The following is a 22,421-nucleotide window of genomic DNA, read 5'->3' as shown; positions in this document are numbered from 1 at the left end:
GGGGCGGGGTGGGGGGTGATGCGGGTGGTCAGGACCCCGGGCCGGGGTCCGGCCGTGGGGCGGTGGCGAGGCTGAGGGACACCTGCCGGGTGGGTGCCCGGACGATGCCCTCGACGGTGAGGGGGTCGAGGGCGGTGAAGAACGCCTCGCGAGCGTCGACGAGGGCTCGTCGCAGACCGCAGTTGCCCGCGAGCGGGCAGGGCGTCGGACCCTCGCACTGGACGACCTCGCCGGGGCCCTCCAGTTCGCGCAGCAATGACCCGACCGACTCGTGTCGGCCCGCCTCGGTGATGACGAGCCCCCCGCCCCGGCCGCGCCGGGACTCGGCGAGGCCCAGGTCGACGAGCCGGGAGACGATCTTGGCCACGTGGGAGGTCGAGGCGTTCACCGACTCCGCGATCGCCGCGGCGGTCATGCGGTCGCCGCGCTCATCGGCGACGGCGAGGCGCATGAGAGCGCGGAGCGCGAGATCGGAGGACCGGGACAGCTGCACAACGCCGAGCGTGCCATATTGCGAGCTGGCCGGGCGCATTTGATGCCGGTGATCTCAAATACCTTCTGAACTGGTCATTTGGGGCCGCCCTCCGACCTGCGGGAACGCCTCACCGCGGGCCGGTCAGATCCAGTCGATGATCTCCACGAGGTCGTCGGCCCCGGCGTCGGCGTCGGGGCCCCCGCCCTCGGGCACCACGGCCAGGGCGGGCGCGCCCGCCAGATCCGCCAGGTGCGCGGTGCGCACGCGGTCGGCAAGGTGCCAGCCGCCGGCGCCGTCCGGTCGGGCGGGCAGGATCCGCGAGCGGCCCGGGGTGGCCAGGTCGGCCAGTCCGTGGACGCGCCTCGAAACGGGTGTGCGCTGGCGGCCGGTGAGGGCGTCGACCAGCGCCCGGCCCGTGGTCGCCGCCGCGGACACCGCCGCCAGCGGGTTGCCGGGCAGCCCCAGCAGGATGCGCCCGTCGGCGAGGACGGCCACGAGTTGCGACCCTCCCGGGCGGACACGGACCCCGTCGAGGACGATCCGCGCGCCCGTGCGCGCCAGGGCCGGGCGCAGGAGATCGGCCACCCCGCGGCCGGTGGCCCCCACCAGCACCACCACGTCGCCGGTCGTCGCGTCGACGGAGCCGGAGCCGGCGTCGAGCAGCGCGTCGAGCGCGTCCGGGGTGTCCGCGCAGTGCCCGGGCGGGCCGACGCCGACGAACCCCGCCCGCGCCAGGACCCCGCCGAGCAGCGGGCCGACCGTGTCGCGGATCCGACCCGGCGGCAGCGGCGACGGCGTGTCGGCGGGCAGGACCTCGTCACCGGTGGTGACCAGCGTCGCGCGCACCGGCCCCCGGACCGGGACCCCCGTCACCCCCGCGGACAGGGCCGCGGACGCCAGTGCGGCGTCGAGCTCGACGCCCGCCGGGGCCAGTTCGTGACCGACCGGCCAGTCCTCGCCGACGGGGCGGAGGTCGTTCACCCCGTCGCCCCCCGGCAGGGCGGCGACCACCGGGGGGCCGGAGGGGGCCGGGGTCACCGTCACCAGTTCGTGCCGCAGTACGCGGTCGCAGTCGGCGGGGGCGAGGGCGCCGGTCGCGATGGGCACCGCGGTGCCGTGGGTCAGCCTCGCCGACGAACCGTCCCCGGCGCGGCGGGCGGTACCGGACAGTCGCCACGGGCCGGGCCCGGCCAGCGCGTAACCGTCCATCGCCGACACCGGCCCCCGCGGCATCGGGTCCTCGGCGACCAGCGGTGAGGTGAGTACCGCGCCGACGGCTGCCAGGGGCGGGCGCACGTCCGCCGGCAGCGGGGTCAGCCCGGCGCGCAGGACGGCCCCCACGTGTGGGAGCGCGACCGGTCCGTGTCCGGCCAGGTCGGCCCACGTGTCCACGTCGCGTGCGGGGTCGCCGACGGGGACGCGGACGACCTCCTCGTCGTCGTACAGGGCCCGTACCGGTCGCCCGCTCACGCCGCCGGAGGCCTCCAGGGCGGCCAGGCGCGCGGCGAGGGCGCGGCGGTCCCACACGGCGAGGAGATACTGGTCGTGCCCGGCGACGTCGACGGCGAGTGCCGCGCCGGGGGCGTGGGTGGTGGCGGCGGGCCGGAGCGCGGCGAGGAGGGCGCGGAGGGTGGCGGCGTCGAGGTCCGGCAGGTCACAGGCGACGACGACGACGAGGTCGACCGACGGCGGGAGCGCCCGCAGTCCCGCGGCGATCCCGGCGACGGGTCCCGAGTGGGGCGGATCCTCGCGGGTGTCGCCCCCGGGGCCCACGGTGCGGACGGGGCCCGCCACCGCCCGGGCGGCGCCGAGCACCGCCTCGACCATCGGCCGACCCGCCACCGCCAGTCGCGCCTTGTCGACCCCGCCGAGGCGACTCGCGCGACCCCCGGTGAGGACGATCGCGCCGACGGCGACCGCGGTAGCACTGTCCGAGGTGCCGCCGTCCGTCATCCGGCGTCCTCGGCCAGGCGGCCGCGGAGGAAGTCGTCGACGAGTCGCTCCACGTCCTGATCGGTGTACGGGCGCAGGCCGATCATCCGGGCCAGGACGACGGGGCCGGCCAGCTGCGCCACGGCCAGATCGCGGTCGCCGGGGATGAGGGCTCCGGATTCCTCCGCATCGGAGAGGACGGCGTGCAGAGGCTCGGTATAGGACTCGACCACGCTGCGGCGGAGCCTGCCCACCTCGTCGTCGTCACCGGCGTCGCGGCCCATCGCCAGCCACCCCAACATCGACTGCTGGAGCGGCGCGTCCTGGATGAGCTGCGTCATCGAGGCGGCCAGGTGCACGAGCTGCTCCCGGACGGGCAGGTCGGCCGGGGGGCGTGTCGGGGTGGGCAGCAGTCGCCGGAACGCCGCGGCGATGAGCGAGTCCGTCGACGGGAAGTTGCGGTACAGGGTGGTGCGGGCGACCCCCGACAGCCGGGTCACCGCGTCGACGGTCACGGCCGCCGCGCCGCCGGACAGCAACAGCGACGCCGCCGCGTCGAGCAACTTGCCCTGCGAGCGGGCGCGCCGCGGATCCGGGGTCGACATGGCCTCCATTGTGGCCTGTCCGGTGCGCTAGGGTGGGCGCACCATGCGATACCGACGGTATCGTTTCCGTGGAGCGGAGGCAGATATGTTGGAGATGAGTGCGGGTCGGCGGCGGTGGCTGCTGGTCGTCAACCTCGTGGCCGTGTCCCTGGTGGTGGCCACGATGTCCGCCCTGTACACGTCCCTGCCGGACATCGCCGTGGACATCGGTGCCACCCAGGCCGAGCTGACGTGGATCGTCGACTCCTACACGCTGGCACTGGCGGCGCTCGTCCTCACCGCCGGTGCGCTGGGGGACCGCTTCGGCCGCCGGGCCACGCTCATCGTGGGCCTGGCGCTGTTCACCGTCTCCTCGGCGCTGCCCCTGTGGTTGGACTCGCCGCTGTGGGTGATCATGCTCCGTGCGGTGGCCGGTGTCGGCGCCGCCTTCGTCATGCCCTCCACGTTGTCCCTGCTCACGGCAAGCTTCCCGCCGGATCGCCGGGGTGCGGCCGTGGGCATGTGGGCCGGCTTCGCCGGGGTCGGCGGCATCATCGGCCTGCTCGGATCCGGGCTCATGCTCAAGGTGTGGACCTGGAAGGCGATCTTCGGCGTGTACGCCGTCATCGGCCTGGTCGTCCTGGTCGCCGCCTTCACCATCGGCGAGTCCGTGGCCTCCCGCGTCGGCAGGCCGGACGTCTTCGGGGCGGTCTTCTCCGCCCTCGCGGTGGGCGGGGTGGTCTTCGGACTCATCGAGGGCGCGCACACCAGCTACTCCGAGCCGCTGGTGATCGTGGCGCTCCTCGTTGCGGCGGTGAGCGTCGTGGCCTTCGTCCTGGTCGAGCTGTGCGTCGCGGACCCCCTGCTCGACGTGCGTTACTTCCGCCGACGCGGGTTCACCACCGGCTCGGTGTCGGTGGCGCTGCAGTTCCTCACCATCTTCGGGTTCTTCCTGCTCATCGTGCAGTTCCTCCAGCTGGTCAAGGACTACGACGCCCTGTCCGCCTCGCTGGCCCTGGCTCCGATGGTCGTGCCGGTCATGGTCTTCTCGCTGCTGTCCCCGCGCATCACCGCGGCCGTGGGGCTGCGGGCGGTGTCCGTGGTGGGCGTGGGGGCCATCGCGGCCGGGATGGTCTTCCTCTCCCGGCTGTCCGTGGACTCCGGGTACTGGGACATCCTCTGGCCCATGCTCGTCGCGAGTATCGGGCTCGGCTTGTCGACCGCGCCTGCCACGTCGGCGATCGTCTCGGACGTCCCGTCCGACGAGCAGGGCGTGGCCGCCGCCGTCAACGACGCGATGCGTGAGGTCGGCGCCGCGATCGGCATCGCGCTGTCGGGCAGCATCCTGGCCGGGCGCTACGCCGCGGGGATCGTCGACGTCCTGCCCGGCGTCCCCGAGGCCGGCCGGCAGGCGGTCGAGAGTTCCTTCGCCGGCGCCCGCGAATTCGGCGCCGCGGCCGGGCCGGCGGGGCAGGCCGTCATCGACGCGGCCGCCGGGATCTTCGCGGACGGCATCTCGTCGGCGCTCTTCGCCCTGGGGATGGTGGCCGCGGGCGCGGCGGTCCTGCTGTTGTTCGTCGCGCCCGGTCGCGGGTACGTCGCCCTCGGGGACACCGACACCGACACTGACGCCCCCGGCGACCCCGACCCCGAACCCGGCGTCGGCGTCGGCGCCGATCGCGACCCGGTCGGCGCGGCCGGTGGAACGAGTGGCTACCCGGTGGCCGGATCGCAGGGGGTCACGACGCGTCCGGACCGGTGACCACGGGTCGTCCGCTCGCGGCCCAGGCCCTGGTCCCTCCGTCGACGCTGACGGCCGGAATGCCCCGGGCCTCCAGCGCCCGGCAGGCGGACTTGCTGCGATTGCCGGACGCGCAGATCACGAAGACGGTGGTCCCCTCGGGCGCGACATCCGGGGCGGAAGCGACGTCGCCCAGGGGGATCAGGCGCGCGCCGGGGACGTGGCCCGCGATGTACTCGTGGGGCTCGCGGACATCGATGAGCGGGGCGCCCTCCTGGTGGTGGGAGGCGAAGGTGTCTATGTCAGTCGTGGAAACCATGCCTGAAAGATACGCTGGGGGGTATCTAGTTCGCCAGGGTTGGGGTGAGTCAATCGCGGATGCGTTCGGGGTGGGTGTAGATGGTGGCGCGGTCGACCCGGCTGAAGGCGGCCAGGGTCACGCCGGTTCCCGCGGCGAGGTCCACCGCCAGCGATGACGGCGCGCTCACCGCGGACAGGAGCGAGATCCCCGCCATCGACGCCTTCTGCACGAGCTCGAACGAGGCCCGGCCGGAGACCTGCAGGATGGCCCCGCGCAGCGGCAATCGCCCCTCGCGCAACGCCCAGCCGACCACCTTGTCCACCGCGTTGTGTCGCCCCACGTCCTCACGCAGGCACAGCAGTTCGCCGGTGGGGGAGAACAGCCCCGCCGCGTGGACGCCCCCCGTCTTGTCGAAGACCCGCTGGTGCTCGCGGAGCCGGTCGGGCAGGGACAGCAGGACCGCGGGATCGATGAGCGGCTCCGCCGGCTCGGCCGGGAAGTGGGTCGAGCGCCGGACCTCGTCGATCGAGTCAACGCCGCACACGCCGCAGGCGCTGCTCATGGTGGACGCCCGCGCGGAGCGGGGCTCCGGGATGTCCGGTGACAGGGTCACGGTGAGGGTGTTGTAGTCCTGTTCCGTCCGGCCACTGACGGTGGTGCAGTAGCAGATCTCGGGCAGGTGCTCGCGGTTCCAGACGGCGCCCTCGGAGACCAGGTGGCCCGCCGCCAGGTCCATGTCGTCGCCCGGCGTCCGCATGGTCACGACGAACGGCTGGCCGCCGACCCTGATCTCGAGTGGTTCCTCGACGGCGAGCGTCGCCACCTCTCGCCTGACGTCACCCGCGGCGAGAATCCTGCGCGCCGGGTGACGAGTCGTCCGCCGTCCCATAGTCGCGCAGCCTAGCGCCGTCCGGGCCGGCGCGTAGGAGCAGGAGGGCGGCGAGCCCCACCGCGGCCAACCAGGTCAGCGGGTAGGCGTTGGTGATCACGGTGTAGATGACCGGCGGGATGTCGCCGCCGAGCATGAACAGGCCCATCGCCACCCAGCGGTCGTCCGGGAAGTTCGGGTCGGGGAAGCTCTGCACCCAGTTCGCGGTGGCCGCCCAGAGCAGCGCCGGCAGCAGCCAGAGATACCAGCGCCGGGCGGCGATCGCGTAGTGCACGGTCAGCACGAGTAGCGGGACAAACCACACCCAGTGGTGGCCCCAGGAGAACGGCGAGACCATGGTCATCGTCAGTCCGGCCAACGTCAGGGCGAGGAGCTGGTGCCCGGCGCGATGGGCCAGCGCGGCGACGCCCAGGCCGACGGCCGCCACCACCGCGGCCCCGAGCAGCCACGCCCAGGTGGGCGCCATCTCCGTGCCGGCGAGACGGGCCATGGCACCCCGCAGGGACTGGTTGGCCAACATGGCGTCGTGCCCGATCCGCTGGGATTCGAACAGGGTCCCCGACCAGTAGTCCGCGGCGTCGCGGGGGATCAGCACGAAGCCGAGGGCGACGGTGCCTGCGAACGCCGCCCCGGAGACGACCGCCATGCGCCAGCGTCCGGTGAGGACCCAGTGCGCCCAGAAGAACGCCGGGGTGAGTTTGATGCCCGCGGCCAGACCCGAACCGATCCCCGCCCACCGGCGGCCCGACCTCCAGGCGAGGTGATCGGCCAGCACCGCCACCAGCAGCACGATGTTGATCTGGCCCAACCACGCGGTGGTCCGCACCGGCTCGGTGGACAGGGCGATCAGCGCGAGACTCAGCGAGACCTGGGCGGTGACCCGGTCCGGGCGGTAGTCCAGTGCGCGCAGGCACATCCGGACCGCGAGGTAGAGCAGAGCGAGGGTCAGCGCGAGCCACGCCGCCTCCATGAGCCGCGGGGTCACCAGGTCCAGAGGGGTGAACAGCAGTGCGGAGAACGGCGGGTAGGTGAACGGCATCTCCGGGTAGAAGCGCCCGGAGTCGTCACCCGTCAGCAGTCCGTCGTACAACGGGATCGAGTTCAGGACGGCGCTGCCGCCCCAGCGGTAGACGTTGACGTCGAGGAAGTTCCCGGTGATGCCCCACCACGGGGTCCGCTCGTCGGGCGCCCGCAGGACCATGACGACCGAGGCGAGGGCCAGCAGCGCCAGCGGGGCGCGCAGCCAGTAGGTGGTGGGAAGCGTCCGCACAGCCGGAGAGCCTAGTCCGTCAACGAGAAGACCGTTCCGCACGCCGTCACTCGGGCGATGCGTGCGGAACGGTCTTCTCGATGGGATCCGCCTCAGATGTAGATGGCCGGATCGATGTAGAACTGCGCGTCGCGCAGTTCCTCCTTGGTGGACCTGGCAGGCCGTGCCTCGCCCGGGATGCCCACGACGATCGAGTCGGCGGGGGCGCTCTTGACGACGACGGCGTTGGCGCCGACCGAGGAGTCGTCGCCGATCTCGACGGGACCCAGGATCTTCGCGCCGGCGCCCACGGTCACACGGTCGCCGAGCGTGGGATGACGCTTGGTCTGCTTAAGCGAGACCCCGCCCAGGGTGACGCTGTGGTAGAGCATGCAGTCGTCGCCGATCTCCGCTGTCTCACCGATGACGACGCCCATCCCGTGGTCGATGAAGAACCGTCGGCCGATGGTGGCGCCGGGATGGATCTCGATCCCCGTGAGGAACCGTGAGAACTGGGACAGGACGCGCCCGGCGGTCCGACCGAACCCCCCCGCGTTCCAGAGTCGGTGGGACAGGCGGTGGATCCAGATCGCATGCAGGCCGGAGTAGACGACGGCGTTCTCGACGTCACCGCGGGCGGCCGGGTCGTGGGCGCGCGCCGCGGCGAGGTCCTCGCGCAGGGTGCGCCAGAACCCCACCGGGCGGTCGGAGATTCCCGACATCAGTCGCGGTAGTCCTCGAACAGCATCGTGGAGACGTAGCGCTCGCCGTAGTCGCACACGATGACGACGATGGTCTTGCCCGCGTTCTCGGGACGCTTCGCGAGCTCGAGCGCGGCCCACACGTTGGCACCGGACGAGATACCGGCGAGGATGCCCTCCTCCTTGCCGAGACGCTTGGCGATCTCCAGCGAATCCTCGAGGGTTACATCGACGACCTCGTCGTAGATCTCACGGTTCAGGATCTCGGGCACGAAGTTGGCGCCCAGGCCCTGGATCTTGTGCGGACCGGCCTTGCCCTCGGTCAGCAGCGGGGAGTCCTTGGGCTCCACGGCCACGATCTGGATGTCGGACTTCTGCTCGCGCAGGTAGCCGCCGGCGCCGGAGATGGTGCCACCGGTGCCGATGCCGGCCACGAAGACGTCGACCTCCCCGGCCGTGTCCTCCCAGACCTCCGGGCCGGTGGTGCGGCGATGGACGTCCGGGTTCGCGGGGTTGGCGAACTGCCGGGCCAGGACCGCGTTCTCGCGGGTCGCCGCGACCTCCTCGGCCTTGGCGACCGCGCCCTTCATCCCCTCGGAGCCGGGGGTGAGGATGAGCTCGGCGCCGTAGGCGCGCATGACGGCACGGCGCTCGACCGACATGGTGTCGGGCATGACGATCACGGCCTTGAATCCACGGGCCGCGGCGACCATGGACAGCGCGATACCGGTGTTGCCCGAGGTGCCCTCGACGATGGTGCCACCCGGCTTGAGGCCGCCCGACGCCACCGCGTCGTCGATGATGGCGGCGCCGATGCGGTCCTTGACGCTGGCGGCCGGGTTCGCGGACTCGAGCTTGGCCAGGACGGTGGCCTGCAGTCCCTCGGTCAGGGAGTTGAGGCGGACCAGCGGGGTCTTGCCGATGGTCTCGCTGATGTCGGAGTAGATCTGCGCCATGTGGGGGTTCCGTTCTGAAGAATGAACAGGTCTGTCTATCCGTGAGTGTACGTGATGGGACGACAGGGCACGAGGGTGTGGCCAGGGAATGGTCCCCTGATTGCCACGAGCGCCCGGCGGGCCGATAATCGACTGCGCTCCATTTTCATCGTCGCCCGAAAGGCCGCCTCCGGCATGCGCGAGATCACCGTCCCCGCCCAGCGAAACTTCATACGTTCCGACCTGATCCCGGTGGTGGCGCGAGGGCGCGCCGCCACGGCGCCGCGGGCGGTCCCGTTCGACCATCACGTCGACGGCCGGTGGCGATCCGTCTCCAACGCCGAACTCGTCGAGCGCGTGGACAGGATCGCGGCCGGACTCATCGCGGCCGGCGTCGAGCCCGGGGACAGGGTGGCGCTCATGGCCGGAACCCGCCTCGAATGGGTGCTGGTCGATCTCGCCGTCTGGACCGCCGGAGCCATCACCGTGCCGATCTACCCGTCATCCTCGGCGGGGCAACTCGAATGGATTCTCGCCGACTCCGCGGCGAAGGTTCTCGTGGCCGAGAACGATGAACACGTCGTCGTCGTCGGAGACACGACCGTCCCCGACACCTGCACCCGGATCCTCTACCTCGACGACGGCGGGCTCGAGGCCCTCGAGGCCGACGGCGAGTCCGTCGAGGCCGAGACCCTGGACGCCGCGGTGGCCACTCTCGAGCTCGACACCCCCGCCTCGATCATCTACACCTCCGGCACCACCGGACGGCCCAAAGGTTGCGTGATCACCCACCGCAACCTCCTGTCGGAGTGTCACGCGCTGCTCGACCACCCCATCGGGTCGATGGCGCAGCAGGGCAAGAAGGTCCTGATGTTCCTGCCACTGGCCCACGTGCTCGCCCGCGCCGTGACCTACACGGTCTACCTCGGTGACGCGACCGTCGGCTTCTGGGACGACACCTCCACCATCCTCCCGCGCTTCGCCGATTTCCGGCCGCACATGATTCTCGGGGTCCCCCGCGTCTTCGAGAAGGTGCGCGACGGGATCGCCACGAAGGCCGCCGCCAAGGGCGCGGTGCAGAGGGGGATCTTCGAGCGCGCCGAAGCGGTCGCCATCGAGGACAGCCGTCTGCGCGGCAACGACGGACTGGACGACGCGCGCCGGCCCTCGCTCCTGCACGCCGCCCGGTACAAGGCGCTCGACCTGCTCGTCTACAAGGCCATCCGCGAGGCGCTCGGCGGCCGGTGCGAGTACGCCATCTCCGGCGGCGGCGCCCTGCCCGACCGCATCTCGCACTTCTTCCGCGGAGTCGGCGTGCCCGTCTACGAGGGCTACGGGCTCACCGAGAGCACCGCCGCCGCCACCGTGAACGGTCCCGGCTGCCAGCGCATCGGCACCGTCGGGCGACCCGTGGCCGGGACGAGCGTCCGGATCGCCGACAGCGGTGAGGTGGAACTGGCCGGCGAGCTGATCTTCGACCGCTACTGGAACAACGAGGAGGCCACCGCCGAGGCCGTCCGCGACGGCTGGTTCGCCACCGGTGACCTCGGTTCGCTCGACGCGGACGGATACCTGACGATCACCGGTCGCGCCAAGGAGATCATCGTCACCGCCGGCGGCAAGAACGTCTCGCCGGGGCAGATCGAGGACGCGATCCGGGCGCATCGACTCGTCGGCCACGCGGTCCTCATCGGTGAGGCCCGTAAGTTCGTCTCCGCGCTGATCACGGTGGATGAGGTCGAGCTCGAGAACTGGGCGGCGGAGAACGATCGCAGCGGCCGGCCGGTCGAGGACCTGGTCACCGACCCCGCGCTGCGCGCCGAGATCCAGGCCGCCGTGGACGATGCCAATCGGCAGGTCTCACACGCCGAGGGCGTCAAGAAGTTCGTCGTACTGCCCCGCGACTTCACTGAGGACTCGGGCGAGTTGACGGCGACCCTCAAGGTCAAGCGGCACGTGGTCGAGCAGCACTACGCCGAGCAGATCGAGGGCATGTACGTCTGATCGGGCGGATGTGGGAGCGCCCGGAACCCGTCCGGGCCCGGGCGCTCCCACGATCGGCGGATTAGGCGCCGGTGTACAGCGACTCGATCTCGCTGTCGAACCGGTCGTGCACGACGTTGCGCTTGAGCTTGAGGGTGGGAGTGAGTTCGCCGGACTCGACGGAGAACTCGGCCGCGAGGATCTTGAACTTGCGGATGGATTCCGCGCGGGAGACCGACTTGTTGGCCCGGTCCACCGCGTCCTGGACCGCGCCGACCAGGTCGCCGTCCTGCAGCAGGTCCGAGACCTCGCCGGTCTTGCCGTGTCTGTCCCGCCACGCCGGGAACGTCTCCGGGTCGATCGTGACGAGCGCCGCGATGTAGCTGCGGTTGTCGCCCACCACGACGGCCTGGCTGATCAGCGGGTCGGAGGTGAGCAGGTCCTCGAGCTGTGACGGCGAGACGTTCTTCCCGCCGGCGGTGACGATGAGGTCCTTCTTGCGACCCGTGATGGACAGGTAGCCGTCGGAGTCGAGCTCGCCGATGTCACCGGTGTGGTACCACTCGCCGGTCCACGCGGCCTCGCTCGCCTCCGGGTTTCGCCAGTAGCCCTTGAACAGTGTCTTGGCCTTGGCCAGGACCTCGCCGTCCTCGGCGATGCGGATTGTGACGCCCGGGATCGGCGTGCCGACGGTGCCGATCTTGGCCCGGTTGGTCGGGTTGACGGTGAGGACGCCCGAGGACTCGGTCAGGCCGTAGCCCTCGAGCAGGTCGAACCCGGCGCCGCGGAAGAAATGGCCCAGGCGGGCGCCCAGCGGCCCACCGCCCGAGATGATGCGGTCGCATTCGCCGCCCAGTGCGTCGTGCAGCTTCGAGTAGACGAGCTTCGAGTAGAGCTTCTGCTTGACCTTCAGCGCGGCCGACGGCCGGCCGCCGTTCTCGAGGGCCTTGGAGTAGTCGATGGCCGTCTGGACGGCGGCCTTGAAGATCTTGGCCTTCGCGCCACCGGCGTTCTCTGCCTTTGCCGCGGCGGAGTTGTAGACCTTCTCCAGCACGCGCGGCACCGACACCAGGAAGGTGGGGTGGATCTCGCCGAGGCGCTCGATGACCTTGGTGGTGTCCGGCTCGTGCGCCACGGCCACGCGCTTGTAGAAGCAGGCCACCTCCAGGATGCGGGCGAGGACGTGGGCCAGCGGCAGGAAGATCAGGGTGCGGCTGTTGGGTACGAACGCGTCCTGGAGCTGCTCCTCCACGGCCACCACGACGCCGCCGAACCCGCCGTGCAGGATTTCGCAGCCCTTGGGTTTGCCGGTCGTGCCGGAGGTGTAGACGATCGCGCAGGGGTCCTCGTGGCCCATCGCCAGCGAGGCCTGCTCGAGCTCCTCGTCGGAGACGGCCGCGCCGGCCTCGGTGAGCTGGGCGACGAGATCGTTCTCGATGACGAGGATGTCGCCCTGCCACTCGGTCTCCGCGGCGAGCACCCCACGCAGGTCGAGGTCCTCGACCACCGCGACGGTCGCCCCGGAGTCCGTGAGGATCCAGTTGCACTGGGCCGACGACGAGGTCTCGTAGATCGGCACCGTCACCGCGCCGACGGACCAGGCCGCCCAGGCGATCAGCGACCACTCGTAGCGGGTGTGGCTCATGATCGCGAGGCGGTCCCCCGGCTTGACGCCGCGGGCGATGAGGCCCTTGGCCACGCCCTTGACCTCCTCCAGGTACTGGGCGCAGGTGACCTCTTTCCAGTCGCTACCGACGCGGCGCAGCACTGCGACGTCGTTCGGGGCCTCCTCCGCGTTCTTGAACACCAGTCTGGCCAGGTTCGGAACGGGGAAGGGCTTCGAGGCGGGAGGGGTGGCGAACTCGGTCGTCATCGCGATCCTTAGGTCATGTGTGGCCTGTATCACTGTCAAGTGTAGAGGGTTGCTCGCCATCCGTGTTCATCACGGTCTGTTTAGATCCGTTTATGAGGGGCGCGTCAGGTTCGTGATCCTCGTTACTGTGATATGGGTTACACTAGCGTCATGTTCGGGGGTACGGGACCCGCGGCGAGCCTGCTGGTGGCCGAGTCGTGGGAGCGCAGCAGGCACCGGGGGATCGACCCCACGGTGGTCGCGCCGTCGGTCGAACTGGAGGGTCCGGACCTCTCCCGCCACGTGGCGCAGCACCGGATGGCGTCGGTCCTCCCGGTGGTCGAGTCCGTCCTCGTCCCGGGGGTGGTCTCCAGCGGGCACATCGTCGCTGTCGCGGACGAGCGGGGACGACTGCTGCGGGTGATCGGTGACCGCGGGGTCAGGTCCCGCGCGGAGTCCATGGCGTTCATCCCCGGCGCGGTCTGGACGGACGAGGCGGTCGGGGCCAACGCGCCGGGGCTCGCGCTGAGGCACGACACCGAGGTGCGGGTCCGCGGATCCGAGCACTATCTTGAGATGGCCCACGAATGGAGTTGTGCGGCGGCGCCGGTCCACGACCCCGCCACGGGTGAACTGATCGGGCTCATCGACGTCACCGGCCCGAGCAGCGCCACCTCGGACCAGATGCTCGCGCTGATACGGGCGACGGTGATGCTCGCCGAGGGCGAGCTGCGCACGGCCGCCGGCCTCGTCGTCCCCCGGCGAGGCGGGGTCGACCACCCCCTCGGAGGGCGTGTGAGGCTGCGGGTGCTCGGTGCGGGGGCCGGCGTCCTCGACGGGGACGGCCCGGGAGGCGCGGGGCGTGCCCTGACCGGCAGGCATGCCGAGATCTGTGTCCTGCTCGACGCGAATCCGGAGGGGTTGACGGGAGGGGCGCTCGCGGAACTGCTCGCCGACGACAGGCTCGACGAGGTCAGCGTCCGCGCCGAGGTCTCCCGCCTCCGGCGGGTGTTCGGGCCGGATGTGGTGGCCTCGAGGCCCTACCGCCTGGCCCCGGGCGCTCTGGTCACCGACGTCCGAGAGGTCACGGACGCACTCGATTCCGGGGACGTGATGAAGGCGGTGGCCTCCTATCCGGGACCTATCCTGCCGGCCTCGGACGCTCCCGGGGTGGCCGACCTGCGGCTCGAGCTCCACTCGATGGTGCGGGCCGCGGTCCTGTCCGCTGATCGGCTCCCCGTCCTCAGGGCCTGGGTCGCCGGCGCCGGGCGGGAGGACCTCGCCGCGTGGCGGAGCCTGGCCCGGTCCCGGTACGCGGACGCCTCCACCGTCGCGGCGGCCGAGGCGCGGTGTCGCGTCCTCGATCAGCGCTTCGGGGCGTGAGGGGCGCGGGGATCGCGACGGCGACGGTGGCCTGAATGTCGGGGACGAATCGGCCCGGGCCCGTCCGTTCGGGTAGGTGCGGCGGTGCCATCCGGGTTGTCCGTGTGTGCCGGGTGGACAGAACACCGCAGTAGCTGTTCCGGACAGGGCGGCCGCCGGGCAAGAGTGATCGGTGTCACATTCACCGCCCCGCCGAAGGTGGGGGTCGCTCGAGCAGGAGGCGCACGATGGCGATCGAACTGAATCAGATCTGGGACATGCCGATCAAGGAGTTCCACCCTCTCCCCAAGGCTCTGCTGGGTGTCGGAGCACACGACATCCTCGGCGTGGAGGCCAAGAAGCTGGGGATGACCCGGGTTCTCATCATGACCACCGGACTACGCGGGTCGGGGATCATCGAGGAGCTCAAGGGCAAGATCGAGTATCAGGGGCTCGACGTCGTGGTCTTCGACAAGGTCGAGTCCAACCCGAAGGACTACAACGTCATGGACGCCGCGGCCCTCTACAACTCGGAGAAGTGCGACGGCATCATCTCGGTGGGCGGTGGCTCCAGCCACGACGCCGCCAAGGGCGCGCGCGTGGTGATCGCCCACGACGGCCGCGACATCAACGAGTTCCAGGGCTTCTCCAAGTCCACCAACTTCGAGAACCCGCCGCACATCGCGGTGTCCACCACTGCGGGGACCGGTGCGGAGACCTCGTGGGCCTACGTGATCACCGACACCTCGGACATGGACCACCCGCACAAGTGGGTCGCGTTCGACGACGCCAGCCTGGTCTCGCTGGCGATGGACGACCCGCTCCTCTACTACTCCTGCCCCCAGCACTTCACCGCCTACTGCGGCTTCGACGTCCTCGCGCACTGTTCGGAGCCGTACGTCTCGCGGCTCGACTTCGCCCCGTCGCTGGGCAATGCGTTGTACGCGACCAAACTCGTGGCGGACAACCTCACGACGGCCGTGTACGACCCCCGCAACCTCGAGGCGCGGACCGGGATGATGAACGCGCAGTACATCGCGACGCAGGCGTTCAACTCGGGCGGCCTGGGCATGATCCACTCGATGTCCCACGCGATCAGCGCCTACTACGACACGCACCACGGTCTGAACAACGCGATCGCCCTGCCCCGGGTGTGGGAGTACAACCTGCCGTCCCGCTACCAGCGCTACGCGGAACTCGCGCCGCAGATGGGCGTGGACACCCGCAACATGACGACCGTCCAGGCCGCCGACGCCGCGGTGGAGGCCGCCATCCGGTTGTCCAAGGACGTCGGTATCCCCGACAACTTCAGTCAGATCACGCCCGGGCTGTACGAGAAGAACCAGATGGACACGGGCAAGTACAAGGGCAAGGGCGACAGGATCGATACCTCGGCGGAGAACATCCGCAGGATCGCCGAACACATGATGGGGGACGCGTGCACCCCGGGTAACCCGCGTGAGTCCACGGTCGAGTCACTGATCCCGATGGTCGAACACGCGATGACCGGTTCGTACTGACCGTCTCGCGCCGGCAGGTCGCACTAACCCCACCAGGTCCTCCCCGGGGGCGGGCGAGCGGATCCGTCCCGCGCGCCCCCCGGGGGGACACCACCATCCAGAACACGGGAAGGGCCCGACCATGGACGTCATCGACGATCGCCCCGACGAGGTGGGTCCCGCGGACGCGGTGATCGACGTGGAGGTCCTGCAGGAGGCGCTCCGCGGGACGGGCTACATCATCGACCGGGAACTCGCGACGGTCGTGCACCTGGCGACGGTCCTCGACAGGCCGCTGCTGCTGGAGGGGCCGGCCGGTGTGGGCAAGACCGAGCTGGCCAAGTCGCTCGCCTCCGCGTTCGGTCGGCGGCTAGTCCGGCTGCAGTGCTACGAGGGACTCGACGACGCCCGGGCACTGTACGAGTGGGACTACGCCAAGCAGTTGCTCCACGTCCAGATGCTCCGGGATCGGATCACGGTGGAACTGCAGGTGCACGAGGATCTCGCCGCCGCCTCTGCCGCGCTGGCGGAGATGGAGGTGGGGATCCACGGTGAGGACTTCTTGGTCACTCGGCCGCTGCTCGAGGCGATCATGTCCGAGGACCCGGTGGTCCTGCTCATCGACGAGATCGACCGGACGGAGGAGTCGCTCGAGGCGATGCTGCTCGAGGTGCTCGCGGAGAAACAGGTGACGATCCCGGAGCTCGGCACCTACCGCGCACGCACCACCCCCTGGGTGATCCTCACCTCGAACGACACCCGGGAGCTGTCGAGTGCCCTCAAGCGCCGGTGCCTGCACTTCCACGTGGACTTCCCAGACGCCGCACGGGAGACGGAGATCGTCCGATCCCGCGCACCGGAGGTTCCGGAGACCGTGGCGGCCGATGTGGTGGAGAAGGCGCGGCGACTGCGCGAGATGCCGCTGCGCAAGCCTCCGTCGATCTCCGAGGTGGTGGACGCGGCCCGCGCCGCGTCGGTGTGGGGAGGAGACGGTCCGGAGCTCGGCTGGGTCCTGTCCGCCGCCCTTCTGAAGTACCGGTCCGACGACGATGTCGCCCGCGGCGTGCTCGGCGGTGGGGGCGCCCCCGGAGAGGAGCCGGCAGGGAACGGGCGGGACATGAGGGCGGCCGCCGATGCGACCGGGGCGTCGACCTCCGCCGCGTTCGGGGCCGGTCGGGCCCGCAGCGGGGCCGGGCGCGGGACCGGACGGCGATGACGACCGGGACGGCGTCCCGCCTCTCGCCCTCGGATGTCCTTGACATCGCCTCCGTGGCGTTCGGCCGACTCCTCAGGGAGCGCGAGGTGGCGGTCTCCCCGGCCGAGGTGGTGGAGCTGCGGACAGTCCTCGCGATGGTCGGGACGTCCCGGCCCGAGGCCCTGCGGGCGGCGCTCCGTGCGGTGACGGTCAAGTACCAGCGGGAGAACCGGGGATTCGACGCGGTGTTCGACCGCTTCTTCCTGGGCGTGCTGACCACCCGTACCGAGGACGCCGGAGGGGCCCACGGCGGCGCCCCGCAGGTGGGCGGACTGCCCGACGAACTGGAGCTGGACACGGACGAGTCCTCGCCCTCCACCCCGTCGGACCTGGACCCGGCCGAGATCGGGGATCTGGTCGAGGGAGACGAGACGAGCCGGCGGAACGAGGACATGCACTACGACGACTCAGACTTCTCGACCGCGACCGGGGAGGAGGAGTTCGCGGTCCAGGAGGGGGCGGAGCGGTGGCAGTCCTCGGTCACCTACGAGATCGAGGTGGACCGCGCGTCATCGGACCATGTCGGCGAGATGGGGTCCTCCGCGATCTCGGTGTCCGGTGAGGAGTCGTTGGAATGGGCGGACGCGCTCGACGTCCTGCGGACCCTCGACGGCTACGACGCCCGTCAGGTGTATGCGGCGCACGGTGACGACGGCGGGGATCTGAGAGGCGAGCAGGCGGGGATGTTCGTCGACGCGGTGCTCGCGTTCCTGAAGAGCCTCCCGGAGGACGCCACCGACGGACGTGTCGACGACGACGAGGTCCGGGGTGGCCGGGAGGTGACCGACAGCGCCGACCTCGAACGCGCGTCCCACGAGGTGATGCGCCGCATCCGTGGCGCCCCCCGCCGACGATCGCGACCGTTCGCCCGCGGACTGCTCGATTCTCGCTCCACGTTGGGTCGGGCGTGGGCGACGGACGGCGAGGCGTTCACCATCATGAACCGGACCCGCGTCCCCGGTCCGCTCAAGCTGCTGATCCTGGTCGACGTGTCGCTCTCGGTCCGGCCCGTCACCGGCTTCGTCCTGCGGCTGGCCCAGAGCCTGCACCAGAAGGTCAACCGGTGTTCGGTCGTCGCCTTTGTCGACCGACCCGTCGACGTGACGGACCACCTCCTGTCGTCGTCCGGCGAGAACGCGCTGGCGACCGTCCTGTCCGCACCCGGACTGGATCTCGAGGCGAGCAGCGACTACGGCCGGATGTTCGCCGAGCTGCTCGACCGCAACGGCGACCTGATCGACGCCCGGACCTCGGTCCTCATCGTGGGTGACGGGCGGAGCAACGGGCTCGATCCGCGGGAGGACCTGGTGGGCCGCATCAGCAGGCGGGCCCACCGGATGGCGTGGATCACCCCGGAGGCCCGGAGGTACTGGAACCGGCCCACGTGCGGACTGAGCGCGTATGCGCGATACCTGGACGGGGTGGTGACCGCGCGTGACCCCGCGGAACTGTCCGAACGGGCAGGTCTGCTGGGAAGCTCGCTCGCCTGAGATGCCCCGGGCCTATCGTGAGGTCATGTCGTCGGAAGGCCGGGTGGCGAAGTTCCACGCGCCGGAGATCCTCTTCGGCTTCGGAGCCCTGCCCGAGGCCGCGACCGCCGCCATGGGACTGGGCGCACGTCGCCCCCTCGTCGTCACCGATCCGTGGCTCGAACTCACCCCGTGGCCGGGCACGGTCGTCGAGGGGCTGAGGGCACAGGGTGCCGAGCCGGTCGTGTGGTCCGACGTCCGCCCCAACCCGCGCGCGTCCCAGATCCTCGAGGGCGCGCAGACCTATCACTCCTCGGGGTGCGACGTGATCGTGGCGGTGGGCGGCGGCTCGGTGATCGACGCCGCCAAGGGGGTCGCGCTCGTCGTCTCCAACGGCGGGCACGTCCTCGAGTACGAGGGGGTCGACCGTGTCCGGCTGCCGCTGCCCCCGGTGGTGGCCGTGCCGACGACGGCGGGCAGTGGGGCCGACGTCTCGCAGTTCTGCGTGGTCAACGACTCGGACCGCCGGACCAAGGTGACCATCGTGAGTCGGTCGCTGGTGCCGGACGTGACGGTCATCGACCCGAGTACCCATGCGACCGTCCCCGAGGACGTGGGGGCGGCGACCGCGATCGACGTGCTCTCGCACGGGGTGGAGGCGTACTTCTCGCGCGCGGCGGGCCCGCTGACGGACTCCCACGCCCTGCGGTCCGTGGAGCTGTGCGCGCGGTCGCTCGACAGGCTCGCGGCCGGCGAGAGGCTCAGTCACGTGCAGCTGGAGGACATTGCGCTGGCGTCGCTCGAGGCGGGGATGGCGTTCAGCAACGCCGTGCTGGGGGCGGTCCACGCGATGAGCCACCCGGTGGGCGGGCGGTACGACTCGTCCCACGGCCAGATCAACGGGGTCCTGCTGTCCCATGTCGTCCGACACAACGGGGTGGTGATGCCTCCGGACCGCATGGCCGGCCTGGCGCGCGCGGCCGGCGTCACCGTCGGTTCCCGGGGCGGCCAGGTGACGGACCGGGTCGCGGACCGCTTCCGGGACCTCTCCGCGTCGGTCGGGATCCCGTCGGGACTCTCGCTCCTGGGAGTCCGGGGCGAGGACATCCCCACGTTGGCCGCGCACGCGCTCGACGATCTCTGCATGGCCACGAATCCGCGTCCCGTCACCCTCGAGGACGTCGAACGGCTCTATCGGGAGGCGTCATGACCGAGGGGCCCACGGACCTGGACTCACTCCTCGGCCTGCGGTCGGTCAAGAGAAGTTTCTTCGACCAGTACCGTGCGGCCGAATCGCGGCTGCGACGGTCCATGCACGCACTCGATCGCGTCTCCGGGGCGCTGGTGCGGACCGCCGAGGGGCCCGAGGAGTTGATGCTGTCCGTCCTCAGGGTCGCGTACGACCAGCTCGACGCCCAGTGGGCGCTGGTGGCCCTCCGGGACGGTCAGCTCCCGTCCGTCGAACCACGGCACGTCCTCGTGGACCCCGAGGGGCGCTTCGTGGCGTTCGAGGGGCGGGATCTCGCGCCGGTGCCGGACGGTCTGCCCAAGGGTGTGGTCAACGTCCTGCTCGCGGTGCTCCGGGGCGGCCGCTCCGCCGAGGTGGCCGAGGCCGGCGGCCCCGACGCGGTGACCGTGCCGCTGATCCTGCACGGCGGGGTGATCGGCGGGCTGGCGTCGTGGCGCCACCCCGGGAGACCGGCCGATGACATCGACACCGTGGTCCTGCGGATCCTCGCCGCGCAGGCGGCCGTGGCCCTGCACAACTCCGTCCTGTTCCGGGACAAGGAGACGCTGCTCGCGCGGGCGGAGGAGGCGTACGAGGAGGCCCGGGGGCACGTGGTGGAGCTGTCCCGGCGGAACTCCGAACTCGAGATCGCCCACCGGGAGCTCGACGCCGCGCATCGCCAGCGGATCCTCGACGTGGAACGGTCGCGGATGGCCCGGGAACTCCACGACAGCGTGTCCCAGCTCGTCCTCGGCGCGGGGATGCATCTCCAACTCGGCCTCGACGCGGTGGGACGGGCCGAGCAGCAGCGGCCGCTGCTCGAGAAGGCGGTGCATCTGACCGACCAGGCCGTCGAACAGTTGCGGTCCGTGATCTACGCCCTCCGCACGATCGACGACGGTGACGGGAGCCTGAGTCGGCTGATCGAGGATCTCTGCCGTCTCCACGTCCCGTCGAGCATGTCCACCGAGGTCAGGCTCCTCGGCAGCGAGTTCCCCACGACCCACGAGATCGAGCACGAGTTGCTCCGGATCGCCGGTGAGGCGCTCGCGAACGCCGCGAGACACTCGCGGGGGAACGGAGTGGTGGTGACTGTGGACTTCAGTGACGAGGCCGTGGGTCTGACCGTGGAGGACGACGGCGAGGGCCGGCCGGAGGACCTGCGCCACCTGCTCGAAGCGGCCCGGACCGGGTCCCCCGACGAGCGCCACGGGCTGGTCAACATGAGGGAGAGGGCGGAACTGGTGGGGGGCGTGATGAGCATCGCGGAGTCCGAGCTGGGCGGGGTGGCGATCACGGTGGTGGCGCCCCGCGTCGACGGTGCGGACCGGCGGCCGGTCCGATGACCCCGTCGGCGGCCGGCCCCATGACCCCACCGGCGACGATCCGCACCGTCCTGGTGGACGATCACGCGGTCCTCCGAGAAGGGCTGCGGCTGATGCTGCAGCGGGAACCCGATATCGAGGTGGTCGGGGAGGCGTCGACCGCGGACTCGGCGCTGGAGGTCATCACCTCGACCCGCCCGGACGTCGCGGTGATCGACCTCAAACTAGGGAGCGGCTCCGAACTCGACGGACTGCGGGTCTGTGCAGCGGTCCGGGACCTGTTCCCCGACGTCGCCCCGCTGGTGCTCACCACCTTCCTCGACAAGGCGATAGTCGTGCGTGCGGTCCGGGCCGGAGCACGTGGGTACGTGGTCAAGAACGTGGATGTCACCGAGCTGGTGACCGCCGTCCGGTCGGTGTCGGCGGGGCAGAGCGCCTTCGACACCCGGACCGCGTCGATGGTGCTCGACGCTCTCAAGGGCGGGGGCTCGGCGTCCGAGGCCCTGTCGGCCCGGGAGATCGAGGTCCTGACGCTGCTGGCGGAGGGGATGTCGAACAAGGAGATCGGTCAGGCCCTGTTCATCTCGGCCACCACCGCCAAGTTCCACATCAGCAACATCCTGCGCAAACTCAAGGTCTCCCGGCGTGCCGAGGCGGTGTACGTGGCCAGTCGGCAGGGGTTGCTCTGACCGGCGACGGGCGGGGGTGGGAGGCGAGCGGGGCTGGAGTAGGGCGGGTGGCGAGAGGACTCACGTGTCCACCACGAGCCATCCCCCGTGGTGTTCGTCGACCCTCGTCCGGATACCGGCCGACCGGCCGTGTCCGACCGTCGCGATCCGGGCGGCCAGGCTCGTCAGTGTGGGGATGTCGAAGGTCCGGACATGCCCGTACTGTGCCACCGCCACCGCCTCGAAGGGGACGGCGATCACCAGACGGCGTCGCGCCAGACGGAGGGCTTCGCGGACCATGTCCCAGCCGGCGTCCTCGTCGAGGTGCTCGAGGACGTGGACGAGGTAGACGGTGTCCGCGGTGTCCGTCGCCAAGGGAGTCGTCCGCGCGTCGAGACAGACGGGGGTCGGCAGGGTGTCACCGGCCGGTGCGCAGGTCCGGAGCAGCTTGAGGACGGTGGGGTCCAGATCTGCCGCGATGGTCCCGGCCCCCTCCCGTGAGAGCCGCAGGGACAGGAACCCGAAGCAACACCCGATCTCCAGCGCCGAGTCGCCGACCAACTCCGCCACCGCCCGGTCGTGGACCGGGGAGAACGGGCAGTGGCCGTTTGTCAGTGCTGCGATCGAGGACCGGTAGTAGTCGGACCAGCACTCCTGCCAGCTCCCGTCCCGGGAGGTCACGAGCGCGGTCACGGCCCGGTGGAACTCGTCCACGGTGTGGAGGACCCCGGTGTCGAGCAGGTCTCGGGAAATGGCCGGGATCACCGCCTCGCTCACCTCGTCGTGGCTGAGGTCGTGCCCGATCCGTACCCGATGGGCGTCGGCCACGACGGTGAACGCCCCGAAGCGTCGGCCCGGTCCGCCCCGGATCGCGGAAATCTCTCGGGTCGCCCCGGGTCTCGCGGTGGTCTCCATGGGGGCTGACGGTAGGGCGGTCGGGACGTCCGCGGCGAGGGGATGCGGTGGATTCCGG

19 protein-coding genes are annotated in these 22,421 nt (G+C 71.0%); 9 read left to right on the top strand and 10 right to left on the bottom strand.

Features of this window, described 5'->3' with window-relative positions:
• Window positions 1-28: 28 nt before the first annotated feature.
• From Q2K20_RS14955 to Q2K20_RS14945, 3 genes are all read right to left on the bottom strand, one after another.
• Window positions 29-493, bottom strand: a complete 465-nt coding sequence (locus Q2K20_RS14955) for an RrF2 family transcriptional regulator (RefSeq protein ID WP_067715137.1) — start codon at window positions 491-493, stop codon at window positions 29-31.
• Between the two features lie 123 nt (window positions 494-616).
• Window positions 617-2,428 carry an NTP transferase domain-containing protein gene (locus Q2K20_RS14950; protein ID WP_067714994.1) on the bottom strand — a complete coding sequence of 604 codons (1,812 nt, stop codon included), beginning with the start codon at window positions 2,426-2,428 and terminating at the stop codon, window positions 617-619.
• Window positions 2,425-3,012, bottom strand: coding sequence for a TetR/AcrR family transcriptional regulator (locus Q2K20_RS14945; RefSeq protein ID WP_172812124.1), 588 nt, complete (start codon window positions 3,010-3,012; stop codon window positions 2,425-2,427). The genes Q2K20_RS14950 and Q2K20_RS14945 overlap by 4 nt, the downstream gene beginning before the upstream one ends.
• 85 nt (window positions 3,013-3,097) lie before the next feature.
• Between Q2K20_RS14945 and Q2K20_RS14940 the strand changes: the two genes are divergently transcribed.
• The gene (locus Q2K20_RS14940) at window positions 3,098-4,753 is read left to right on the top strand and encodes an MFS transporter (protein WP_317176904.1); all 1,656 of its coding nucleotides are present in this window, start codon (window positions 3,098-3,100) and stop codon (window positions 4,751-4,753) included.
• Here Q2K20_RS14940 and Q2K20_RS14935 read toward each other — a convergent pair.
• From Q2K20_RS14935 to cysK, 5 genes are all read right to left on the bottom strand, one after another.
• Window positions 4,731-5,051: a rhodanese-like domain-containing protein gene (locus Q2K20_RS14935; protein ID WP_069390379.1), complete on the bottom strand. Its 321-nt coding sequence runs from the start codon at window positions 5,049-5,051 to the stop codon at window positions 4,731-4,733. The genes Q2K20_RS14940 and Q2K20_RS14935 overlap by 23 nt on opposite strands.
• Window positions 5,052-5,100: 49 nt before the next feature.
• Entirely contained in the window at window positions 5,101-5,922 is an 822-nt protein-coding gene (fdhD, locus tag Q2K20_RS14930) for a formate dehydrogenase accessory sulfurtransferase FdhD (protein WP_083249846.1), read from the bottom strand.
• Window positions 5,870-7,192, bottom strand: a complete 1,323-nt coding sequence (locus Q2K20_RS14925) for a glycosyltransferase 87 family protein (RefSeq protein WP_163375278.1) — start codon at window positions 7,190-7,192, stop codon at window positions 5,870-5,872. The genes fdhD and Q2K20_RS14925 overlap by 53 nt, the downstream gene beginning before the upstream one ends.
• 92 nt (window positions 7,193-7,284) lie before the next feature.
• A complete protein-coding gene (gene epsC / locus Q2K20_RS14920; RefSeq protein WP_205475691.1) occupies window positions 7,285-7,893 on the bottom strand; it encodes a serine O-acetyltransferase EpsC in 609 nt (202 codons plus the stop codon).
• Window positions 7,893-8,828, bottom strand: a complete 936-nt coding sequence (cysK, locus tag Q2K20_RS14915; RefSeq protein WP_163375280.1) for a cysteine synthase A — start codon at window positions 8,826-8,828, stop codon at window positions 7,893-7,895. Before cysK ends, epsC begins: the two co-directional genes overlap by 1 nt.
• Before the next feature lie 174 nt (window positions 8,829-9,002).
• Between cysK and Q2K20_RS14910 the strand changes: the two genes are divergently transcribed.
• Window positions 9,003-10,811: an AMP-dependent synthetase/ligase gene (locus Q2K20_RS14910; RefSeq protein ID WP_069390383.1), complete on the top strand. Its 1,809-nt coding sequence runs from the start codon at window positions 9,003-9,005 to the stop codon at window positions 10,809-10,811.
• A 61-nt stretch (window positions 10,812-10,872) separates the two neighbouring features.
• Here Q2K20_RS14910 and Q2K20_RS14905 read toward each other — a convergent pair whose 3' ends face one another.
• Entirely contained in the window at window positions 10,873-12,663 is a 1,791-nt protein-coding gene (locus Q2K20_RS14905) for a long-chain fatty acid--CoA ligase (protein ID WP_317176903.1), read from the bottom strand.
• Window positions 12,664-12,813: 150 nt separating this feature from the next.
• Between Q2K20_RS14905 and Q2K20_RS14900 the strand changes: the two genes are divergently transcribed.
• The 7 genes from Q2K20_RS14900 (at window position 12,814) to Q2K20_RS14870 (ending at window position 21,469) form a co-directional block, all read left to right on the top strand.
• On the top strand, window positions 12,814-14,025 hold the full coding sequence (locus tag Q2K20_RS14900) for a GAF domain-containing protein (RefSeq protein ID WP_082923828.1): 1,212 nt from the start codon (window positions 12,814-12,816) through the stop codon (window positions 14,023-14,025).
• Window positions 14,026-14,252: 227 nt separating this feature from the next.
• On the top strand, window positions 14,253-15,524 hold the full coding sequence (gene mdo / locus Q2K20_RS14895) for an NDMA-dependent methanol dehydrogenase (protein ID WP_067714967.1): 1,272 nt from the start codon (window positions 14,253-14,255) through the stop codon (window positions 15,522-15,524).
• Between the two features lie 121 nt (window positions 15,525-15,645).
• Window positions 15,646-16,719 (top strand): MadB family AAA-type ATPase, encoded by a 1,074-nt coding sequence (locus tag Q2K20_RS14890; protein ID WP_067714965.1) that lies wholly within the window; start codon window positions 15,646-15,648, stop codon window positions 16,717-16,719.
• On the top strand, window positions 16,716-18,248 hold the full coding sequence (locus Q2K20_RS14885; RefSeq protein WP_067714962.1) for a VWA domain-containing protein: 1,533 nt from the start codon (window positions 16,716-16,718) through the stop codon (window positions 18,246-18,248). The genes Q2K20_RS14890 and Q2K20_RS14885 overlap by 4 nt, the downstream gene beginning before the upstream one ends.
• 25 nt (window positions 18,249-18,273) lie before the next feature.
• Window positions 18,274-19,437: an iron-containing alcohol dehydrogenase gene (locus Q2K20_RS14880; RefSeq protein WP_317176902.1), complete on the top strand. Its 1,164-nt coding sequence runs from the start codon at window positions 18,274-18,276 to the stop codon at window positions 19,435-19,437.
• Window positions 19,434-20,801 (top strand): GAF domain-containing sensor histidine kinase, encoded by a 1,368-nt coding sequence (locus Q2K20_RS14875; protein WP_067714959.1) that lies wholly within the window; start codon window positions 19,434-19,436, stop codon window positions 20,799-20,801. Before Q2K20_RS14880 ends, Q2K20_RS14875 begins: the two co-directional genes overlap by 4 nt.
• Window positions 20,798-21,469: a MadR family response regulator transcription factor gene (locus tag Q2K20_RS14870; protein ID WP_269502984.1), complete on the top strand. Its 672-nt coding sequence runs from the start codon at window positions 20,798-20,800 to the stop codon at window positions 21,467-21,469. Before Q2K20_RS14875 ends, Q2K20_RS14870 begins: the two co-directional genes overlap by 4 nt.
• 60 nt (window positions 21,470-21,529) lie before the next feature.
• Here Q2K20_RS14870 and mftM read toward each other — a convergent pair whose 3' ends face one another.
• Window positions 21,530-22,363, bottom strand: a complete 834-nt coding sequence (gene mftM, locus Q2K20_RS14865) for a mycofactocin oligosaccharide methyltransferase MftM (RefSeq protein WP_317176901.1) — start codon at window positions 22,361-22,363, stop codon at window positions 21,530-21,532.
• Window positions 22,364-22,421 lie beyond the last annotated feature (58 nt).

This window comes from Dietzia sp. IN118, from assembly GCF_032905965.1.
Taxonomy (GTDB): Bacteria; Actinomycetota; Actinomycetes; order Mycobacteriales; family Mycobacteriaceae; genus Dietzia; species Dietzia kunjamensis.
Note: the sequence above shows the minus strand (reverse complement) of the source record. Positions and strands in the feature narration are given on the sequence as shown.